General features: G+C 67.8%; 19 protein-coding genes. 10 read left to right on the top strand and 9 right to left on the bottom strand.

Annotated features, from left to right (window positions below):
- Positions 1-80: 80 nt before the first annotated feature.
- On the top strand, positions 81-1,532 hold the full coding sequence (locus tag G341_RS0109685; protein ID WP_018178933.1) for a CCA tRNA nucleotidyltransferase: 1,452 nt from the start codon (positions 81-83) through the stop codon (positions 1,530-1,532).
- A 24-nt stretch (positions 1,533-1,556) separates the two neighbouring features.
- Here the strand turns inward: G341_RS0109685 and G341_RS0109680 are convergent, their stop codons facing one another.
- Both G341_RS0109680 and G341_RS21640 read right to left on the bottom strand, forming a co-directional pair.
- Positions 1,557-2,087, bottom strand: a complete 531-nt coding sequence (locus G341_RS0109680; RefSeq protein WP_018178932.1) for a pyridoxamine 5'-phosphate oxidase family protein — start codon at positions 2,085-2,087, stop codon at positions 1,557-1,559.
- A 30-nt stretch (positions 2,088-2,117) separates the two neighbouring features.
- Positions 2,118-3,269, bottom strand: a complete 1,152-nt coding sequence (locus G341_RS21640; protein WP_018178931.1) for a lipase family protein — start codon at positions 3,267-3,269, stop codon at positions 2,118-2,120.
- A gap of 108 nt (positions 3,270-3,377) precedes the next feature.
- Here G341_RS21640 and G341_RS0109670 point away from each other — a divergent pair, with 108 nt between their 5' ends.
- Complete coding sequence (locus G341_RS0109670; protein ID WP_018178930.1) at positions 3,378-3,845, top strand: SRPBCC family protein; 468 nt, start codon at positions 3,378-3,380, stop codon at positions 3,843-3,845.
- A 3-nt stretch (positions 3,846-3,848) separates the two neighbouring features.
- Here the strand turns inward: G341_RS0109670 and G341_RS0109665 are convergent, their stop codons facing one another.
- Together G341_RS0109665 and G341_RS0109660 are read right to left on the bottom strand one after the other, a co-directional pair.
- Positions 3,849-4,787, bottom strand: a complete 939-nt coding sequence (locus G341_RS0109665; protein ID WP_018178929.1) for a diacylglycerol kinase — start codon at positions 4,785-4,787, stop codon at positions 3,849-3,851.
- Positions 4,784-6,412 carry an FAD-binding oxidoreductase gene (locus G341_RS0109660; RefSeq protein ID WP_018178928.1) on the bottom strand — a complete coding sequence of 543 codons (1,629 nt, stop codon included), beginning with the start codon at positions 6,410-6,412 and terminating at the stop codon, positions 4,784-4,786. The genes G341_RS0109665 and G341_RS0109660 overlap by 4 nt, the downstream gene beginning before the upstream one ends.
- Before the next feature lie 20 nt (positions 6,413-6,432).
- Here G341_RS0109660 and G341_RS0109655 point away from each other — a divergent pair, with 20 nt between their 5' ends.
- From G341_RS0109655 to G341_RS0109645, 3 genes are all read left to right on the top strand, one after another.
- Positions 6,433-7,038: a TetR/AcrR family transcriptional regulator gene (locus G341_RS0109655; RefSeq protein WP_018178927.1), complete on the top strand. Its 606-nt coding sequence runs from the start codon at positions 6,433-6,435 to the stop codon at positions 7,036-7,038.
- Positions 7,039-7,048: 10 nt separating this feature from the next.
- On the top strand, positions 7,049-8,587 hold the full coding sequence (locus G341_RS0109650) for a glycerol-3-phosphate dehydrogenase/oxidase (protein WP_018178926.1): 1,539 nt from the start codon (positions 7,049-7,051) through the stop codon (positions 8,585-8,587).
- Positions 8,588-8,673: 86 nt separating this feature from the next.
- The gene (locus G341_RS0109645; RefSeq protein WP_026303470.1) at positions 8,674-10,128 is read left to right on the top strand and encodes an amidase; all 1,455 of its coding nucleotides are present in this window, start codon (positions 8,674-8,676) and stop codon (positions 10,126-10,128) included.
- 16 nt (positions 10,129-10,144) lie between these two features.
- Here the strand turns inward: G341_RS0109645 and G341_RS0109640 are convergent, their stop codons facing one another.
- The gene (locus tag G341_RS0109640) at positions 10,145-11,236 is read right to left on the bottom strand and encodes an aminotransferase class V-fold PLP-dependent enzyme (protein ID WP_018178924.1); all 1,092 of its coding nucleotides are present in this window, start codon (positions 11,234-11,236) and stop codon (positions 10,145-10,147) included.
- 128 nt (positions 11,237-11,364) lie between these two features.
- Here G341_RS0109640 and G341_RS0109635 point away from each other — a divergent pair, with 128 nt between their 5' ends.
- A complete protein-coding gene (locus tag G341_RS0109635; RefSeq protein ID WP_026303469.1) occupies positions 11,365-12,096 on the top strand; it encodes a hypothetical protein in 732 nt (243 codons plus the stop codon).
- A 25-nt stretch (positions 12,097-12,121) separates the two neighbouring features.
- Positions 12,122-13,174, top strand: coding sequence for a HoxN/HupN/NixA family nickel/cobalt transporter (locus G341_RS0109630; RefSeq protein ID WP_018178922.1), 1,053 nt, complete (start codon positions 12,122-12,124; stop codon positions 13,172-13,174).
- Here the strand turns inward: G341_RS0109630 and zapE are convergent.
- Complete coding sequence (gene zapE / locus G341_RS21635) at positions 13,171-14,172, bottom strand: cell division protein ZapE (protein WP_081622487.1); 1,002 nt, start codon at positions 14,170-14,172, stop codon at positions 13,171-13,173. The genes G341_RS0109630 and zapE overlap by 4 nt on opposite strands.
- Positions 14,173-14,216: 44 nt before the next feature.
- Here zapE and G341_RS0109620 point away from each other — a divergent pair, with 44 nt between their 5' ends.
- Complete coding sequence (locus G341_RS0109620; RefSeq protein ID WP_026303467.1) at positions 14,217-14,813, top strand: TetR/AcrR family transcriptional regulator; 597 nt, start codon at positions 14,217-14,219, stop codon at positions 14,811-14,813.
- On the opposite strand, the gene G341_RS0109615 is transcribed toward G341_RS0109620, so the two are convergent.
- Both G341_RS0109615 and G341_RS0109610 read right to left on the bottom strand, forming a co-directional pair.
- Entirely contained in the window at positions 14,810-16,078 is a 1,269-nt protein-coding gene (locus G341_RS0109615) for an oxygenase MpaB family protein (protein WP_026303466.1), read from the bottom strand. The genes G341_RS0109620 and G341_RS0109615 overlap by 4 nt on opposite strands.
- 58 nt (positions 16,079-16,136) lie before the next feature.
- Positions 16,137-16,967 (bottom strand): LLM class flavin-dependent oxidoreductase, encoded by an 831-nt coding sequence (locus G341_RS0109610; RefSeq protein ID WP_018178918.1) that lies wholly within the window; start codon positions 16,965-16,967, stop codon positions 16,137-16,139.
- Between the two features lie 161 nt (positions 16,968-17,128).
- Here G341_RS0109610 and G341_RS0109605 point away from each other — a divergent pair, with 161 nt between their 5' ends.
- Positions 17,129-18,124: an IS481 family transposase gene (locus G341_RS0109605; RefSeq protein WP_081622486.1), complete on the top strand. Its 996-nt coding sequence runs from the start codon at positions 17,129-17,131 to the stop codon at positions 18,122-18,124.
- Here the strand turns inward: G341_RS0109605 and G341_RS0109600 are convergent.
- The gene (locus tag G341_RS0109600) at positions 18,121-19,515 is read right to left on the bottom strand and encodes an MFS transporter (protein ID WP_018178916.1); all 1,395 of its coding nucleotides are present in this window, start codon (positions 19,513-19,515) and stop codon (positions 18,121-18,123) included. The two genes, G341_RS0109605 and G341_RS0109600, sit on opposite strands and share 4 nt — an antisense overlap.
- 139 nt (positions 19,516-19,654) lie before the next feature.
- On the opposite strand from G341_RS0109600, the gene G341_RS0109595 reads away from it, so the two are divergent.
- The gene (locus G341_RS0109595; protein WP_155826905.1) at positions 19,655-20,305 is read left to right on the top strand and encodes a YqgE/AlgH family protein; all 651 of its coding nucleotides are present in this window, start codon (positions 19,655-19,657) and stop codon (positions 20,303-20,305) included.
- Positions 20,306-20,535 lie beyond the last annotated feature (230 nt).

The following is a 20,535-nucleotide window of genomic DNA, read 5'->3' as shown; positions in this document are numbered from 1 at the left end:
TGCCGGATGGTGACCCATTTGTTTCGAGGAGCAGTCGCCCGGATTGGTGCTGGGCAGCGGCGCCAGTACCCTCGTCAGACGTGACCGACCCTGATCTCGCCGCGCTCGCCGAGCGCCGAACCCGGCTGCTCGCCGGTGCCGCGGCGACGCTGCGGACGGTGTCGGACGTAGTCGAACCGCTGGGTGCCCGGTTCGCGGAGGCCGGCCATCAGCTGTATCTCGTCGGCGGTTCCGTCCGGGACGCGATTCTCGGCCGATTCTCCGGCGACCTGGACTTCACCACCGATGCTCGCCCCGAGCAGATCCAGCGGCTGCTGCGCGGCTGGGCCGACAACGTCTGGGACACCGGCATCGATTTCGGCACGATCAGCGCCGCCAAGGGCGACCAGCAGATCGAGATCACCACCTTCCGGTCGGACAGCTACGACGGGCAGTCGCGCAACCCGCAGGTGCGGTTCGGCGACACCCTCGAGGCCGACCTGGTTCGCCGCGACTTCTCGATCAACGCGATGGCGGTGCAGATCACGGCCGACGGCGTCGGCGAGTTCCTCGATCCCCTGGGCGGCCTCGACGCGCTGCTGGCCGGCGTCATCGACACCCCGGACGCGCCCGAGATCTCCTTCAACGACGATCCGCTGCGGATGCTGCGCGCGGTGCGGTTCGTGTCGCAGCTGGGGTTCACCCTGGCGCCGCGCGTGCAGGAGGCGATCGTGGCGATGGTCGAGCAGATCGACCGGATCACCGTCGAACGGGTGGCCGCCGAGCTGGACAAGATGCTGCTGGGCGAATACCCGGCCGACGGCATCAACATGCTGTGCGACACCGGGCTCGCCGAGCGCGTCATCCCGGAGATCCCCGGCATGAAGCTGGCGATCGATGAGCATCATCAGCACAAGGATGTGTACTGGCACAGTCTCACGGTGCTGAAACAGGCTGTCGACCTGGAGGATTCGGATCCGGATCTGATCCTGCGGTGGGCCGCGATCCTGCATGACATCGGCAAGCCGGCCACGCGTCGGCACGAACCCGACGGCGGCGTCAGCTTCCACCACCACGAGGTGGTCGGCGCGAAGATGGTGCGAAAGCGGCTGCGCGCGTTGAAGTATCCCAAGCACGTCGTGGAGGACGTGGCGCAGTTGGTGTTCCTGCACCTGCGATTCCACGGCTACGGCGACGGCAACTGGACCGATTCGGCGGTCCGTCGCTACGTCACCGACGCCGGAGATCTGTTGCCGCGCTTGCACAAGTTGGTGCGCGCCGATTGCACGACGCGCAACAAGCGGCGGGCCCGGCGGCTGCAGGAGAGCTACGACGATCTGGAACGGCGGATCGCGGCGATCGCCGAGGCCGAGGATCTGCAGCGGGTGCGGCCCGACCTGGACGGCAACGCGATCATGGAGCTGCTGAATCTGCAGCCCGGCCCGGACGTCGGCAAGGCCTGGAAGTTCCTCAAGGAGCTGCGCCTGGATCGCGGGCCGCTGTCGCGAGAAGACGCCGAGGCCGAGTTATTGGCCTGGTGGGCCCAGCAGTAGTTGCCCCCGGGGAGCTGAGCGATCTCATGCGGGTCGGTACCGCGTCTGCGCGAACTCGTCGTCTCGCCGGAACGACAGGATCTTGGTGGGCCGCAGCCCGAATACCGGGACGGCTCCGGTATCGACGTTCGGTGCCCGGCCGTCGGTTCGGTGACGGAATCCGTCGTCGTCCACGTCGTAGGGCCAATCGAGCCGGTGCAGCCACATCTGGGCCAGCCGCTCGAGCGTCGGACGGTGCGTGCAGCGTTCCGCCCGACCTTCGACCACCACGTCGAGCCCGCCGCGATACACGTTGGTGCCGGTCGTGAGGACGCATGCCGGATTACGGGACAGGTTGCGGCCCTTCTGTTCTTCGAGGCCCGTCGTGAAGAACAGGGCGTCGTCGAACCACATCGCGGGCAATGGGGTGACATGCGGACGGCCGTCGGCGCGCACGGTGCTGATCCAGAACATGTCCGCATGCTCGAGTACGTCGACCACCTCCGACCACGGTGTCGCGGCGGCGCCCGGACTGCTGAAGCCGGGATGGAGGATCGGAACGAAGTCAGTGGTCACGGGTGGCCTTCCGTTGGGTCGCTGGGCCGGTCAGCCGGCATGCGCGGCCAGGTCGCGCATGAACGCCACCCGATCGGCGCGGGAGATGTCGATGATGTCGTCGTGCCCGGCGTCGTACCCGTGGAAGCGCGCATCGACGCCGTTGGCGCGGAGCTGCGCCACGACCGGCAGAACCGTTGGGAACGGCAGGATTTCGTCGTGGAAGCCGCTGCCGAGGAACATCGGTCGGGCGATACCGTTCACCGGCAGTCGTAGGTACGACTGGAACGCCCGAGTCTCCCTGTCGGTGAGCGCCGAGCGCAGCAGGGCCGCGGTCGGTATGCCCTTGGTGCGGCTGTTGATCTCGGTGACGCACTGCGAATCGATCTCGTCGAACAGCCGGGTACCGAGCGGGGTCAGATGGCCCTCGATATGCAGCGCGGGATCGGTGATCGCGAAGCCGCGGAGCGCCATCACGTACAGGCCGGTGAGCTCGATCGGCAGTGGAGGTGTGGTCGGCGTGAGTGCTGGCACCAGCGCATCGACCTGTGGCGGGAAACTCGTTGCGGCAGCGCCGAGATACCGGATCTCCGGCACCCGGGCCGGGCCGCGCGCGGCGGTGTTGAACGTGGCGTGCGCACCCTGCGAGTGGCCGTCCGCGATCCACGACCCGATCGAGGATTGGATCCGTCGTGCCGCCCGAACGGCGTCCGAGACGGCGTTGGCCTCGCCCACGGAATCCAGGAACGCCGCGGGACCGGGTGTACCGAGGCCGATGTAATCGGTTGCCACGACCGCGAATCCGGATGTCAGCAACGTCTGGAAGTAGGCGCTTTCGCGGGCCGGTCGGCCGATGACGGTCGGTGCGCACTGATCGCCGAGGCCGTTGGCGCCGTGCGCCCAGGAGACGACCGTCCGGGCCGGGCGGTGCGGCAGATACAGCGCCGCGCTGCTGAGTCGGGGTGCGCCGTTCGCGTCGGCGGTCCAGTACTCGATGCGCAGCGACCGTGACGCGCCGGCGATCATCTGTTCCGGCGGCAGCGGCTCGACGGAGACCACGGTGCCGGCCGCGCGCGGCGGTGCAGCGACGGCAGGTGTGTGCCCGAGAAGTGTTGACGCACAGAGCACACCCAGCGTGATCAACAAGGCGGCGACGGCGCCGAGCGGTGTTCGCGAAGATGCGTCGGTCGTCGATTCGGGCACCCCATCTCCCCTCGTTCCGTTGCCAGGCTAACCGGATCGCCCGAACGGTTGTGGTCGAACCGGAGGAGGAGTTCGATGGAAACCGTGGCCTGAGAGAACGGAGTAGCTGTGTCTGAACAACTCGCCCGCACCCGCACGATTGCGGCCGCGCCGGACCAGATTTTTGCCGTGCTCGTCGATCCGGCGCAGCATCAGTACACCGAGCCCACCAATTGGGTGCGCGACGCCTGCGACGTCGAGCCGATCACCGAGGTGGGCCAGATATTCGGCATGCACATGTTCCACCAGAACCACCCCGAAGGGCACTACCGGATCGACAACAAGGTGATCGCCTTCGACCCGTGCCGCACGGTCGCCTGGCAACCGGGCCAGATCCAGGACGGCGTCTGGGGCAGCGGCGGCTGGTGGTGGCGCTATGACCTCGCGCCGGGCGACGGCTGCACGGAGGTGACGCTGACCTACGACTGGACCGACGTGTCGGCGCCGGTTCGGGAGAACTTCGGCGGCTTTCCCGCGGTCCCGCCGGAGTTCCTCGACGAGTCACTGGAGGCACTCGAGCGCCACGTCACGGGGTAGCGGTCAGGGGACGAGCAGCCGCACCGCGCTGGGATCGACGGTGACGGTGATCGGCAGGTCGCCGATTTTCTCGCCGTCGGCGTAGGCGAGCGCGCTCGGCGTCGATTCCAGCCGGATCTCCTTGCCGCGCTTGGTGATCACATCCGGCAGCTCGACGTGGGTGCCCTTGAAGATCCGCGGGAAGAAGGCGATGCCCCGCCACTTGCTCGACGCCCGGATGAGCGTGACCTCCAGCAGCCCGTCATTGGGATCGGCGGCCGGTGCGATCGCCATGCCGCCGCCGTAGTACCGGGTGTTGCCGACGCTGGCCATCGCCAGCTTCTCGGTGATGAGCTCGCCGTCGATGGTGACTCGGTAGTCGAACGGATCGAATTTCGACAGACCCTTGAGCGCGGCCAGCACGTAGCGGGCCTGGCCCTTGGGCCAGGACATCAGGTTGGCCTGCTCGGTGACGAGTGCGTCGAGCCCGGTCGCGGCCACGGTGGCGAAGACCGACTCGGTGCCGTCGGCGGTGGTGGCCACGCCGATATCCATCGCCTGCACCCGTCCGGCCGCGATGACGCGGGCCGCGGCGTCGAGTTCCTTTGCCGGAATCGCGAATTCGCGGGCCAGGTCGTTGCCGCTGCCGGCCGGCATGATGCCGATCGGCGTCTGTCGGCCGCGTGCGGCACCGAGCGCGAGCGCGACGCTGCCGTCGCCGCCGACCACGACGACTGCATCGAGCCCGGAATCCATTGCCTTCGTGGCCAACTGACGAGCATGTTCGGCGGTGTCACCGATGAGCTCATACACCTCGAGGCCGGCGTTCCGCAGCGCGGTGACCGCCTGCGTGGCGGTCGCGGCGCCGAGCCCGTGCCGGGACGCCGGATTGAGCAGGGCGGCGACCCGACGCACGGGGATCGTCTCGGTCCCGGTGGGTTGCGTCCCCGAGTCGTCGGTCACGGAATCAGCTTTCCAGGATTGAGGATGCCCTTCGGATCGAGGGCTTCCTTGACCGCGCGCAGCACCGTCACGCCGGTGTCGCCGATCTCCGCGGCCAGCCACGGGCGGTGGTCGGCGCCGACCGCGTGGTGATGGGTGATCGATGCGCCCACCGACGTGATCGCCTGATTGGCGGCGGCCTTGGCGGCCTGCCACTGCGCGACCGGTTCCCCGATCTGCTTGTAGATCACCGTGAAGTACAGCGACGCACCCGTCGGGTAGACGTGCGAGATGTGGCACATCACCAGGGCGAGCGAACCGGATTCACCGAGCGCCGCGGTCAGCGCGTCGGTGACGGCGGTCTTCAACGTGCTCAGATTCGACCAGGTGGTGACCGTCTCCAGGGTCTCGCAGCCGGCCCCGACCGCGAGCAGCGAGTCGCGCAGGTACGGCGCATTGAATCGCCCATGCTCCCAGGCCTCCGCGGGTCCGGCGCCCACCGATTGGCCGCCGAGCGAGGTGAACAGGTCGGCCGTCAGCAGCTTGCGGGCCTGTGCGGCGGCCTCGTCGCCCTCGTAGGTGGTGACGGCCAGGACGCCGCCGGGCGGAACCGGTGCGGCCTTCTCGTCGCCGATGCCCGACGGGTTCGCGAGGTTGATCCCGGTCTCCACCTCGTCGGACAGGCGCATCACGGTCGGGCCGATCCCGCGCTGGGCGACGGCCCGCAGGGCCGCGGCGCCGGTCGCGAAATCGGGGAAGTGCCAAGCCTCGTGCAGGGTCGTCTCCGGCACCTTGTGGACGCGGACGGTGACATCGGTGATGACGCCGAGCGTGCCTTCCGAGCCGACGAACAGCTGGCGCAGGTCCGGGCCGGCCGCCGACTTGGGGGCGACACCGAAGCGGGCGATGCTCTGCGGGGTGACCACGGTCAACGCCGTGACCATGTCGTCGAAGCGGCCGTACCCGGCGGACGCCTGACCGGACGAGCGGGCGGCGGCGAATCCGCCGATAGTGGCGAACTTGAAGCTCTGCGGGAAGTGCCCGATCGAAAAGCCCTGGGTGCCGAGCATCTCCTCCGCGGCGGGGCCGGTGACGCCGGCACCGAGGCGAGCCTGGCCGGACTCGGCATCCAGATCGATCAACGCATCGAAACGCCGCAGGTCCAGCGAGATCACGGCACGCAGGCCGCCGTCCTCGGGATCCAAACCGCCGACCACGCTGGTGCCGCCGCCGAACGGCACCACCGCGACACCCGCGTCGGCGCACCACTGCAGTACCGCGAGCACCTCCTCGTCGGTGCCGGGCGCGACGACACCATCCGGAGCCTCCTGGTGAGCCTGCTTGCGGCGCAACAGATCCGGCGTGCTCTTGCCGCCGGCCCGGTAGAGACGGTCGCCGTCGGCGATCGACACGTGATCGGTGCCGAGGAGGCCGTCCAGCGCGGCGACGTCGTCGGCGGTCAGGCGCGACGGGGTCAGCTCGACGTCGGCGGCGGCCAGTTCGGCCGGTGCGTCGGTGTCCAGACCGAGGGCCGACACCAGCAGTCCCTTGATCGAATCGGAGAGGTCGGAGGCCAGCGCCGGGTCGCCCCACGCGTTCCATTTCATCGGCGGAGCCGGAAGTCGGTGGTCAATCGAGTTGGTCATGCGTTACAGTGTTACACATCATGTCAAGCCGTAACGAAGAACTGCTGAGTCCGCCGTCCATCGATGAGCGGGTCCTCGATGCCGCGCGGCGCTGCCTGCTGCGTGCCGGCGGCCGGCGGCTGACGCTGGCCGAGGTCGCGCGCGAGGCCGGCGTGAGTCGCCCGACCGTGTATCGCCGCTGGCCGCAACTGGAATCGGTGATCGGCGATGTGCTGACGCGCGATCTGCTGCGGCTGATCGCCGACGTCGCGCCGGCCGGGAACGACCTCGAATCGCAGGTTGCGCGGATCGTCGCGGTCGCCGAGGCGATCCGCGATGACGAGCTGCTGTCGGAGCTGATCAAGAACCAGCCCGACGTGCTGGCCCCGTACATCTTCGCCCGATTCGGTTCGAGCCAGCTCGGGGCGCTGCAGGTCATCGAGGCCGGGATCGCCGCCGGTCAGCGGGCCGGCGAGATCCGTGCCGGCGACCCCTCCGCCCTGGCTGCCATGGTTCTCACCGTCACGCAGGCGGCGGTGCAGTCCTACGCGCAGCTGGCGCCGGTGCTCGGTGACGGCTGGTCCACCGAGCTGTACGCGGTCCTGCACGGATACCTCGCCTCCCCCCACCACGCCCCCACCCACTAGGAGCATCGTCATGCCGGATACCCAGACCACCCAGCTCGACGCCGTCTACCGCTATGCCGCGCTGCAACGCCTGGCGGAGAGCGACGAGCCGGTCGATGTCGTCGTGATCGGCGGCGGTATCACCGGGGTCGGCGCCGCGCTCGATGCCGCGACGCGTGGGTTGGCGGTGGTCCTCGTCGAGGCGCAGGACCTCGCCTTCGGCACCAGCCGATGGAGCAGCAAGCTGGTGCACGGCGGGCTGCGCTACCTCGCGACCGGCGACGTCGGCATCGCCCGTGAGAGTGCCATGGAGCGGCATCGCATCATGACGACCATTGCGCCGCATCTGGTTTCGCCGATGACGCAGCTGGTGCCGATCCACTCGGACACCAAGCCGCTCACCCGCGGCCTGGTGCGGGCCGGCTTCGTCGCGGGCGACGCGCTGCGGCTCAGTGCCGGAACCAAGGGGTCGACGCTCCCCCGGTCGCGCCACGTCCGTGCGGCGCGGGTGCTCGAGTACTGCCCCACCGTCCGGCCGGATGGCCTGCGCGGCGGACTCGTCGCGCATGACGGCCAGCTGATCGACGATGCGCGGCTGGTGGTCGGGGTGGCGCGGACCGCCGCGAGTCACGGTGCGACGATTCTGACCTACACCAAGGCGGTGTCGGTCGAGCCCGGCCAGGTGCAGCTCGAGGATGTGCGCACGGGCCAGACCTTCACGGTCGCAACCCGATCCGTGATCAATGCCGCCGGCGTGTGGGCCGATCAGGTCGACCCCACCATCAAGCTGCGACCCAGCCGGGGCACGCACCTGGTGTTCGACGCCAAGGCCTTCGGCAACCCGACCGCCGCGCTCACGGTCCAGATTCCGGGGCACACCAACCGGTTCGTCTTCGCGATGCCCGAGCAGCTGGGCCGGGTCTACCTCGGCCTCACCGACGAGGACGCGCCGGGTCCGGTGCCGGATGAGCCGGTGCCGGCCGACTCCGAGATCGACTTCCTCATCGACACCATCAACCTGGCGCTGGCGCAGCCGGTGTCCCGCGCCGACGTGATCGGCATGTACGCCGGACTGCGGCCGCTGCTGCAGAGCGAGGGCAGCACGGCCGACCTGAGCCGCAATCATGCAGTGCTGCAGGGTTATTCGGGAATGATCAGCGTGGTCGGGGGCAAGTTGACGACCTACCGCAAGATGGCCGAGGATGCCGTCGACAAAGCGGTGCAGACGGCCGGGTTGACCGCAGGGCCTTGCCGCACCGCGACCATGCCGCTGATCGGTGCCGCGCCGGCCCCGGCCCCGGCGGGGACGCCGAAATCGTTGATCGCGCGTTTCGGTGGCGAGTCGGCGCGGGTCGTCGACAAGGCGAATATCGGTGATCCGCTCGCGCAGATCGCCGATGGGATCGACGTGACCCGTGCCGAGATCGAATACGCCTTCACCCACGAAGGCGCGATCACCGTCGATGACGTGCTACATCGCCGCACCCGCATCGGTCTGGCGCCCGCGGACGCCGACAAGGCGCGCCCGGCCGTCGAGAAGATCGCCGATGCGGTGGGCATCACGCGGTAACGGTTACCGGCGGGGAAAGCTGAGGCGTTTCCCTTGCGGGAAAAGAAGTTTTATGGCTTGCCCGGCGTGGAGTTAGCGTCGAAGTCATGGAATGGAATCTTCGATCGGCAAGTGAAATGTTGTCCGCGCTGCGGGCCGGTGACGTCTCCGCGGTGGAACTGACGGACGCGGCGATCGCCGCGATCGAGCGAGACGATGCGGCGATCAACGCGATCTGCGTGCCGGACTTCGATCGGGCCCGGGCCTCGGCTCGGGATGCCGACGAGGCACGCGCCCGCGGTGAGGATCGGCCGCTGCTGGGTGTGCCGGTGACGGTCAAGGAGTCCTACAACATGGTCGGGCTGCCGACGACCTGGGGCATGCCGGAGTACCGCGACTTCGTTCCGGCCGAGGATGCCGTGCAGGTGTCGCGGCTGAAGGCCGCGGGCGTCGTGGTGCTCGGCAAGACGAATGTGCCATTGGGGCTGCAGGACATTCAGAGTTACAACGAGATCTACGGCACCACCAACAACCCGTGGAATCGAGACCGCACGTCAGGCGGATCCTCCGGTGGCTCGGCCGCGGCCCTCGCCTGCGGCTTCGGCGCGTTGTCCATCGGCTCCGACCTCGCCGGCTCGCTGCGCACACCCGCGCATTTCTGTGGTGTCTACGCCCATAAGCCGACCCTCGGGCTGGCGGCCCCGCGGGGGATGACGCCGCCGGCGATCCCGCCTTTGCCGGTCGAGTCAGACCTCGCCGTGGTCGGTCCGATGGCACGCACCGCCCGTGACCTGAGTCTCCTGCTCGACGTGATGGCCGGCCCGGACCCGTTGACTCTCGGTGTGGCGCATGAGATCACGCTGCCGCCGCCGCGCCACGACAACCTGGGCGACTTCCGGGTTCTGGTCGTCGACCAGCATCCCTTCATCGCGACCGGGGCCGCGGTGCAGGCGGGTGTGAATCGGGTGGCCGACGCGCTTGCCGCGGCCGGCGCCCGCGTCGAGCGGCACAGTCCGCTGTTGCCTGATCTGGCGGAGGCCGGGCGCCTGTATGCGCAGCTGCTGGTGTCTGGCAACGCAGCGCGATTTCCGATGGATACCTATGAGCAGTTGCAGGCGCGGGCGGCCGAACTGAGTCCGGACGATCAGAGCCTCGAGGCGGTGCGGCTGCGTGGAATTGTGATGAGCCATCGCGATTGGCTCGAGGTGAACATCCGTCGCGAGATCCACCGCCATGGCTGGCGGCAGTTGTTCGAGGAGTTCGACGTCGTGCTGTGTCCGATCACGCCGACTCCGGCGTTTCCGCACAACCAGGACGAGCCGGATCTGACGAAACGTCGGCTCGACATCGACGGAGTCGACTACCCGTTTTTCGACCAGCTCCTCTGGGCCGGCCTGGCCACCATGCCCGGGCTGCCCGCGACCGCGATACCCACGGGTCGATCCCCGGAGGGCCTGCCGGTCGGGGTGCAACTCATCGGCCCGGCGCTGGAGGACCGCACTCCGCTCCGGCTGGCCGAACTGCTCGAACAGGAACTCGGCGGCTTTCAACCGCCGACGTAGATCGCCGAGGCCCTGGTCAGTAGCTGAGTTCGCGCAGCGCTGCCGCGAGATTGTCGAGCTGGCCGTAACTGACGTCGAGGTGCGGACTCACCCGGAGCACCGACTGCTCGGTGGCCAGCGGTGCCCGCCACGGGTGGGCACAGGTCAGCAGGATGCCGTTGGACAGCAGCCGGGCGGCCGCGGCCTCGACGTCGGTGGCGTCCCAACCCGGTGGCGGCGCGAGTGTGGTTGTCGCACAGGGTTCGTCGACCGATTCCACGACCTCCCAACTGCCGACCCCGGTGAGTCGTTCGCGGGTCACGCGGCCGATCCGCGCCAGCTCCTTCTGCACGCGCCCCGCCCCGAGCGTGTGGTACTCCTGCAAGGAGACGCCGAGCCCGAGCCGTCCGGCGATGTAGGCGTCGGAACTCTGCAGATTCACCGACAGCTTCGAATCATCGCGCACGGCAACGAATCCCACACCGCGCGGCCCGGCGAGCCATTTGCGGCTGGTGCCGTACACGACGTCGGCGTCGATCACGCAGTCCAGGTGTCCCAGCGTCTGCGCCATGTCGACCACGACGGGAACCCCGGCCTCCCTGGCCAATTCGACGACCCGGGCGACCGGCTGCACGGTGGCGCTGTGCGCACCGATGTGGCACACATGAATGAAGTCGGGCTGCTCGAACTGCAGCATGTTCTGCAGGGCATCGGTGTCGATGTGGCCGCCGGTGTCAACGGTCGGCATCGTGCGCACGACGTAGCCGCGCCGCTCGAACTCGTCGAGGTTCGGGCCGAACTCGTTGGTCCCCACCCACACCGATGCCGACAGCGGCAGCTGCCACCCGGTCAGCAGGGCCCGTAGCGCCGACCGCGCGGACTCCCGGAAGTACAGCTCGTCGTCGCCGCGACCGATCAGCGACGTGATGTCGCGACGGCAACGCAGCAGCAGTTCGCTGACCTGATCCTCAGCGACATACGAACCGCGCTCGGCCTCGCGCCACAGATGCGCGGTCACGGCGTCGATGGTCTCGATGGATGACCGGGACGCGGCGGCCGAGTCCAGGTGCACGGTGGCGGGTTCGCGGCGGGCCCGGTGCCAGAGATCGCCGAGTTCGCTGATGTACATTCGTCCACTCCCGATAGCGTCCGCGCTCGTTCTTCGGTCGTGTCCGATCATCGCACTGCACCGATTTCCGTAGTCGGTCGACCGTCCAGACAGTGGAACCGCCCGGGCATCCCCCGCGTCATACCGGCGTGAGTGACCTCATCGAGTACGTGTTCGGGACGGGCGACGGCGCGCCCAGCCGCTGGCGCAGTTCCGCCGACTGGGACGTGTCCGGCGACGGCCGGCCCGACGCGGTGCGGCTGGATTTCGACGGGGATGGTCGTCGTGATGATGTGTTGTGGGATGTCGATGGTGACGGAGTGGCCGACCGGGCCGGGCTGGATCGTGACGACAACGGGGTCCCCGAACACTGGTATGTCGATCGCGACGGTTCTGGCGTGTGGGGAACGCCGGTGACCGGTGACCCGCATCTGCCGGCGGCGCCGCGGTCACCGGTGGCATCGCTCCCCCAGCCGGCGCCGACGCCGCAGCCGGCCCCGCCGTCGCCGCCGATTCGCGAGTGGCCACCCACGCCTCCGACGCCGAGTCCGGCGCAGGGCGGTCTCGTCTGGTCCGGACTGGATGGAACAGAGCATCGACAGCCGAATCCGGTCACCGATGCCGTCGGCCCGCACGGAGGCGCCGATCTGGATGGCGATGGATCGGCCGATGACGAGGTCTACGACACCGACCGGGACGGCCGGGCCGATGTCGGGCTGTTGACCGGCGGCCGCGGCGGCGGGGTGCTGGCGAACGACCGGCTGTACCTCGATGTCGATCGCGACGGCCGGTTCGATCAGGTGCTCGCCGATATGAATGGGGATGGTCGGCTCGATCGAGTGTTTGCCGCTGCCGATCCCGAGTTCCGGACGCGCGATTAGTCGCCGGGGCTGCTAGACAAGACGGGTGCAGGCGGTGGATACGGGAGTGACGCGATCGGCGGAGAAGCGCTCGATCGGGGTCATCGCGATCGTCATCGTGCTGCTGCACATCGTGGGTTTCGGAATGCTGGCGCTGGCGGCGACCGGGCATTTCCAGATGGCCGACGGCGAGATGTTCGGCATCGGCCTCGGCATCACCGCCTACACCCTGGGCATGCGGCATGCCTTCGACGCCGATCACATCGCCGCGATCGACAACGCGACCCGCAACATGGTCGCGGCCGGGCGCCGGCCGACCACCACCGGATTCTGGTTCTCCCTGGGCCATTCGACGGTGGTCCTGGTGCTGTGCGTGCTGCTCACCGTCGGAGTGAAGACGTTGGCCTCACAGGTCAGCGACGACGCGTCGACCCTGCAGAAGACCACGGGGACGATCGGCACCTCGGTCTCGGGTCTGTTCCTGTTGATACTGGGCGTGCTGAATCTCGTTGTGCTGGTGCGGATCATCCGGTCCCGGCGCTCGGCGGCGACCACTGATGCCGCCGAGGCGGGACCGATCGGACCGATCAGCCGCCTCGTCGCTCCGGTGCTGCGGAGCGTGCGCGCGCCATGGCAGCTCTATCCGGTCGGCCTGCTGTTCGGCCTCGGGTTCGACACCGCGACGGAGATCTCGCTGCTGGTGCTCGCGGGAGCCGCGGCGGTGCATCTGCCGTGGTACGCCGTGCTCAGCCTGCCGATCCTGTTCACCGCGGGCATGTCGCTGTTTGACAGCATCGACGGCGTCGCAATGCATTACGCCTACGGCTGGGCCCACGAGCAGCCGCAGCGCCGGGTGTTCTACAACATCGTCGTGACGACACTGTCGGTGATCGTCGCGCTGCTGATCGGTGGGATCGAGCTGATCGGACTGCTGGCCGACAAGCTCGGCATCACCAGCGGTCCGCTGGCGTGGATCGGCGGCATCGGCCTGGATCACGTGGGGTACATCGTCGTCGGGCTTTTCGCGGTCACGTGGGCGGTGGCGCTGGTCGGGTGGCGCATCAGTTCGAACCGCGAGGTGGCCGAGGTTCAGGTTTAGCTCCGCACCAGCATTGACAGCCGACTGACGGTGCGTGCCGCATCGCGTGGCCGCGTGCTGACTGTCAGAATTCCCTCCGGCGTACCGATCGCCACGACGTCCAGCCGAATATCGTTGTCATACAACACGTCTACAAGATTTCCGAGCCTCAGTAGCGGATCCGGGGCGACGGTTGCGAGGTCGGGAACGTCCGTGACGGTGACGCCGGCGAACCGCTCCGCGATCCACCGATACTGGTCGATGCCCAGAGGCCTTACGCAGAGCTCGCGAAAATCGAAGGCCACTGTGTCGTCGGGGATGCTGTGCGCCTGTAGGTATTGGCCGGCGGCGTTGATGGTCGAATGGGACCGTGGTTCGGCGCCGCGTGGACCGATACACCAAGTGCCGGAGGCGAATCCGCTACCGTGTTCACCGGCTCCGCCACGCCGATAGTCCTCGCCGTCAGCCAGGTTGACGACGTTCAAGGTGGATTCGATCAACGTGATCGTCGGCTCGAAACCTTGATGGAAGTACGGGTTCGGCATGAGGGCAGCCGGCGCATAGTTGGACGTCGCGAGGATCAGCGTGTCGTGGGCGACGAGAGCGCGCAGGGTGGCGGCCAAGTACACGCCGTCGGCGACGTCGTGAACGTGGAACTCATCGAACAGGATCGCGCGGGTCTTGCCCAGGAATCTGTCGAGGGTGATGTCGAAAGACGTTCGACTACTGGTGATTTCGGTGTGCAGCTCGTGGAAGAAGTCGTGGAAGTGGAGCCGTCGCTTGTGCCGCGTGGGGATCGCTCGGAAGTAGCCGTCGGCGATCATCGACTTGCCCCTCCCCACGCTTCCCCAGAGGTAGTAGCCATGTCGCGTGGGAACGCCGAACTCGGCGATGGCGGCCTGCTGGCCGGGGTCGAATTCGATTCCGGAGCCGGCCATCTCAGCGAGAAAACGCTGGCCGGCCGCCGCTGCGAGCGGATGTGCGGCGCCACCGGATCGGTGTAGACGAGAGATCCTCATAAGGGTTACTCTATGTCTATAGAGTAACTGGAAGGTTGTGAGAAATGCCTCGTCCGGGCGACCGTCGACCACGTATCGCCGACGCCGCGATTTCGGTGCTGGCACAGGGCGGTGCCCGGACACTGACGCACCAGTCGGTGGACCGTGCGGCCGGCATCGCACTGGGCTCGACGTCCTACTACTTCCGCACTCGCCGCGATCTGGTGGTCGCCGTGATCCAACGTGTACGAGTGCACTCGCGTGCTGCTTCTGACGACGCGAATCCGCCCGACGCGGTCACGATCGATGGGGCGGCGGCGCTGATCGACGATCAGCTGCGGCGGCTCGCGACCGAGCGTCGCGACCAAGCCTTGTCGGTGTTCGCGCTATTGCCTGAGGTGGAAGACGATGGCGAACTGCGTGGCGAACTCGCTCGATGTCTGTTCTCGCGGGACCTGGCGGCGGATCTGCTGACGGCGCTCGGCGCGGCCGATCCGGTCCGGGATGCGCTGGACTTCAACGACTTTCTGACCGGGCTGCTTTTCGGGCTGCTCTTCGGTCAACGTCGCGATACCGAATCACCGGAAGACGGTTTGGCGCAGGCGATCGCACGGTTCCTGCGTTCCTGTCAATCCCCGGCGATCGGCGGGGTGTCGGGCTAGCCGACGACCGCCGGCGTGCGCCAGTCCGCGTGGTGCACCGGGCAGCCGCGCCGGGCGCCGTGGCAGACGTCGCACGGCTCGCCGTCGACCACGCCCGTGCCCGCACAGTCGGAGCAATCCTCCAGGTTGCGTTCGCATTTGGCGCAGGCGGCATCGTCGGGCGCCGCGTCGACGACCTCGATGACTTCCACCGCGGCTGCGGCGTCCGAGACATACGAGGCACGCGCCTCGGCCAACGCCTGACGAGCCGACTCCAAGGTGATGTCGTCGGGGTTGATGCCCTCACGACGGAATGCCTTGGCGGCGAACGGCATGTACCGCGCCTCGACGGGCAGATGCAGCCGGGTGCTCACGATCCGGCCGATGCGCAGGGCCTTGATCAGCCGGCGGTATCGGCGCTGGTCCTTCTTCGTCCAGTACTCGGTGAGCCGAAGCCGTTCCAGCAGTTCGGGTTCGAAATGGCCCATGGTGGTGATGCGCAGCATCGCGGCGACGGCCGGCGACGCGACCTTCGCCACTCGCTGATACTTCTTGGGCATGGCCCGCACGAAGTAGTCGGCGGTCTTCGCCGAGCCGGCGGTGTACTGCGCGATCCCCATGTCGATGAGGTCGTGCTCCTTGACGTGCGCGATGTACTTCTCGTAGTCGGCGTACGTCTCGGGCTGGGCGCGGTCGTCGACGCCGTACATCGACCACCAGTGCTTGCTCTCCTCGAAGATCTGCTCCTTCTCGTCGCGACTCAGGTCGATGACACCGAGTTCGCTTGCGCGATAGATCAATTCGAAGAAGGTGACATGGGCCCAGTAGAAGGTCTCGGCGTCCAGCGCGTGGTAGCGGCGGCCGTTCGGCATCTCGCCCTTGATCGACTTGTGGAAGTTGCGCACCTGGATACCGAACTTCGTCGCCTGTTCGGGAGTGGCATAGACGACCCCGCCGATGGTCTTGAGGGTGTTCGCCGCGCGCTCCCGCAGTGACTTGAAGTCGCCGCGGGACACCAGCACCGAATGATCCGAGACGCCCTGGCCCAGCTGCGGCCACATGTTCTCGATGATCGCGGCGCGCTGCCCTACCGCGCCGAGCACGAACGGGTCGCCCATGTACTTCCACAGCAGCGAATTCGGCGGCACGGTGTGCTGCTCGCGATCTTTCGGCCGCAGGCTGTCGTCCGTCGGCCGTTCCGGGATGCGGGTACCGGGATGGAAGGTGTTGTTGCCAATTCGGGTCTCGACCTCGACCAGGTCCCCGTCGCTCACAGTTTGAGACATAAACGCAAGATTATTCCAACGTAGCCGTTTTTGCCAAGGGTGCGTTGTTATCTGCAGGTCAGCGCGGCGGACCGGCCTGGATGCGTTCGGCCTGGTAGGCGAACGGGTCGTCCGGCTGCGCCATCCAGTCCGAATCCAGGTACCAGGTGATGCCCGCATCGGCGACCCGTTGCGCATGCGCGACGGCTGCGGCCCGGTCCGCCAGATCGGTGGTGGTCTCGTAGACGATGTCGTAGTCACCGGTGTAGCCCAGCTCGTGACGGAGCGCCGTGATCTCGCCGACCACATCGACCCACTGCTGAAAGGTCTCCCCGCCCTCGGGCCCGATCCCTGGGAAATTGGGCAGCAGGCCATCGCAACGCGCGGCGCGCGCCATGGACTTCCGTGATCCGCTCAGGCCGACGCACCAGGTGGGGATGCGCGGCCGCTGCACCGGCCGGCCCGGCACGTGCAGGTCCGTCGGTTGCGCTCGGAAGTGTTTGCCCTCATAACTGAACGGCTGGCCCTGCCAGAGCCCGAACAGCACATCCAGGCCCTCGTCGAATTTCTCGGCGCGCACTCGCCGACCCTCGTCGGGCTCGAAGGCGATCCAGTTCGGAGTGATCGCCCCCAGTCCGGTCCCGAGAATCACCCGGCCGCCGCTGATGTTGTCCAGGCTCGCTGTCACCTTCGCGAGATCCCAGGGGTGCCAGCGCGGCACCGGAGTCAGCATGGTGCCCAACCGAATCCGAGATGTTCGCATCGCCGCGGCAGTCAGCGTGACCCAGGCATCGACGCCCCACACCGTCTCGTACGTGAAGATGGCGTCCCAGCCGGCGGCCTCGGCGGCTTCCGCGTGGGCCACGAAGTCTTTACTGTCGCCGGCGGCGATGATGATCCCGTAGTGCATTCCCCGATTGTTGCGCGATGGTCCGACAAATACGGCGGACTTCGGCGGAGTCGGGCTAGCTGTGATGTCCAGGGACGTTGTTCCCGGTTTTAGTGATAGATGAAGGCCTCCGTGGTCAGAGTGGAACTGCTTAGGACCCACTCACTCCACAGGAGGCCTTCATGTCCCACGCTAACGCAGCGTTGACCCCACGTGCCCGGCTTCGGCTGGCACGGTTGATCGTTGATGATCATTGGTCGTGCTCGGCGGCTGCAGCGATGTTCATGGTCAGCCCGAAAACCGCCGCCAAATGGGCACACCGGTACCGCGACGAAGGCGTCGCCGGGATGACAGATCGCTCCAGCCGCCCGCATCACAGCCCCACCAAAACCAGCCCGCACCTGGTGCAAGCGATCGTGCGACTACGCTGGCGCGAGCGGCTCGGACCAGTCCAGATCGGCGGCCAACTCGGCGTGCCGGCCTCGACCGTGCACGCGGTACTGGTGCGCTGCCACATCAACCGCCTCTCCCATATCGACCGGGTCAGCGGCGAACCGATCCGCCGCTACGAACACGACCGGCCCGGAGCGTTGATCCACGTCGACGTCACCAAATTCGGCAACATCCCCGACGGCGGCGGCTGGCGGTACGTCGGTAAACAGCAAGGAGATAAGAACAAACGCGCGATGGTGCCCACCACCGGCCGCACCACACAGGGAAATCCCAAGGGCGGCACCGCATTCGTGCACACCGTGATCGATGACCACTCTCGCGTCGCCTATGCCGAGATCTGCACCGACGAGAAGGCCGACACAGCAGTGGCAGTGCTACGCAGAGCTGTCGCCTGGTACGCCGACCACGGCGTCACAGTGCAACGCGTGCTTTCCGATAACGGCTCCTGCTACCGCTCGTTCGCCTGGCGCGACACCTGCAACGAACTGTCGATCACCCATAAACGCACACGGCCGTACCGGCCCCAGACCAACGGCAAAATTGAACGCTTCCACCGCACCTTGGCCAACGGATGGGCCTATCGACGGTTCTACAACTCCGAAACCGAACGCCGAGCCGAGCTACCGGGCTGGCTGCACATCTACAATCACCACCGCGCCCACTCAGCCCTCGGAGGCCAGCCACCCATCACCCGGCTGACCAACCTCCCTGGACATCACAGCTAGCCCGCCACAGCTCGCTGCGGACCGGTCTGCACGGCGTCGTCCACCGGCGCCTGATGGCGCTGCGTGTGCACGACGGCCACGACGAGAAGGCCGACCGCGAAGACAGCCGCGCCGGCCCAGGCCAGTGCGGGCGTGCGGCCGTCGGGTGCCACACATACCGCCGCGACCGCGATCGCCGACACGAAGGTCACGTTGAAGACGGCGTCCTGAAACGCGAACGCCTGTCCGCGCCAGGCGTCGTCGATGTCGAGCTGCATCGCGCTGTCGCCGCAGAGTTTCGCCGTCTGTCCGACCAGCCCGAGCACGGTCGCCGCGACGCCGATGATGATCGGGTTGAACGTGGCGAGCGCCGATTCGGCGACGATGCCGACGGTCATCGCGATCATCAACGTGTGCCGACGACCGACTCGGCCCACGGCGATCGGCGTGATCGCGGCCGCGATGAACATGCCGACCGCGGTGAGCGCGGCCATCATGCCGACGCCGGACATGCCGCCGCCGATCGAGCTGTGCTTAGACAGGATCAGCAGCATCAGGGTGTTGAATCCGAACACCCATCGGTGCGCCGCCATCGCGGCGAGGGCGGCCGCCACCGGACGGGCCCGCTCGACCGCTCGGCCGCCGTGGACCAGGCCGACTGCGATCGCCCGCGTCACCGAGCCGCTGGGGTGTCGTCGCGAATTCAGTGCGCCCGAGGTGTCCGGCCGGTCTGGGCCCAGCTGCAGGCGATCGAATCCGACCGCGAGGGCGGCCCCGGCGAGCGCCGCGACGACGGCTCCGAGGGTGGTGGCGGCGCTACCCGCGTTGCCGCTGCCGAAGATCAGCCGCAGGCCGACAGCAGCGCCCGCACCGACGCCGAGTGCGGCGGCGCCGGCGGTGGTGAAGAAGGAGTTCATACCGACGATGAGGTCCCGCTCGGCGACATGCGGCAGGCCGGCCGACAGGCCGGACGCGACGAATCGGCTGGCGCCCGTGACCGCGAGTGCGCAGACCAGGACCGTACCGTCGGCGGCCCCGGTGGCGATGGTGAGCGACACCATCCCGATGAGCGCGGCGCGCAGCACGTTTGCCCAGATGAGGACGGTTCGGCGGTCCCAGTGATCCAGCAGCGCGCCGGCGAAGGGCCCGATCACCGAGTACGGCAGCAGCAGTACGGCCATGCCGGCGGCCACGGCCAGCGGATCGGCGTGCCGCTCGGGGTTGAACAGAATGGCGGTGCCGAGCGCGGCCTGGAACAGCCCATCGGTGAACTGGCTGATCAGGCGGACGGTGAGCAGCCGCGACAGGCCGGGCGAGACTCGGAACGACCGGACGAACGCATGCCAGCGCGAACCGCCGGCAGCTTCGTGGCGGCCGGTGGAATCGGAGACGAGTGGGGCTGCGTCTGTCATCGCAGATTAAGAGTACGTAGTCCAGATGTATGTAGCCTGAGTTCCGGCGGCCGACCTCCGTCGCGAGGGCTCGCGACCGGGTTCGATCATGTCGATCGAAACGCCCGCGTGGTCGATGCCACAGCGGCCATCGCATGCGATGATGACAAGTGTGGGGATCGACGATTCCGAAGGCGGCTTCCCGGGCTCCGACCGGATGTGGGATCCGAGTTCCGGTGCCGGCGATATCGTGCGCGTCCGCCCGGGTTCCCTGTTGATCTCCTCCACGGACCTCTCCGAGCCGACCTTCCGCCGCACGATCATCTACATGATCGAGCACAACGAGAGCGGCAGCCTCGGCGTCGTGCTCAACCGGATGAGCCACACCGCGGTGCACAATCTCCTGCCGCAATGGACCGACCTCGCGGGCAGCCCCAAGGCGATATTCGTCGGCGGGCCGGTGAAGCAGGACGCGGCCCTCTGCCTCGGGGTGCTGCGGCCGGGGGCGCAGAGCGGCGACCATCGAACGCTGCGACCGGTCAACGGACGCGTGGTGCTGGTCGACCTCGATGCCGATGCCGACGAGGTCGCGGAATCCGTCGAAGGCGTCCGTATCTTCGCCGGGTACGCCGGCTGGGGCATCGGTCAGCTCGACGATGAACTGCGCGCCGACAGCTGGATCGTGGTGTCGGCGTTGGCTTCTGACATTCTCGTACCGCCGACGGCGGACCTGTGGTCGGTGGTGCTGCGCCGGCAGCCGTGGCCGATGAGTCTGCTGTCGACGCACCCGATCGAGCTGGAACGCAACTAGGCCGCTTTCGCCTGGAGTTTGACCCAGGCAACTCCATTCACTACTGGACCACTGTGTGGTACCCGTGGTTCCGCATGCTACTGTGACCGCCGTTACTCGATCGTGACGCAATGTGGGCCCCAGTGGCCGGCCGGAGTCGGCCGGCGGGGCGGTAGAGGAGGACATCGATGTTCCGGATGCGTTCAGGGTGGCGTCAGCATGGCCGGAAGCGGTCTGCGGCGGCTGTACTG

The organism is Jongsikchunia kroppenstedtii DSM 45133, assembly GCF_000380485.1.
Lineage (GTDB): Bacteria > Actinomycetota > Actinomycetes > Mycobacteriales > Mycobacteriaceae > Jongsikchunia > Jongsikchunia kroppenstedtii.
The sequence above is the reverse complement of the archived record's forward strand: the minus strand, read 5'-3'. Positions and strand labels throughout refer to the sequence as shown.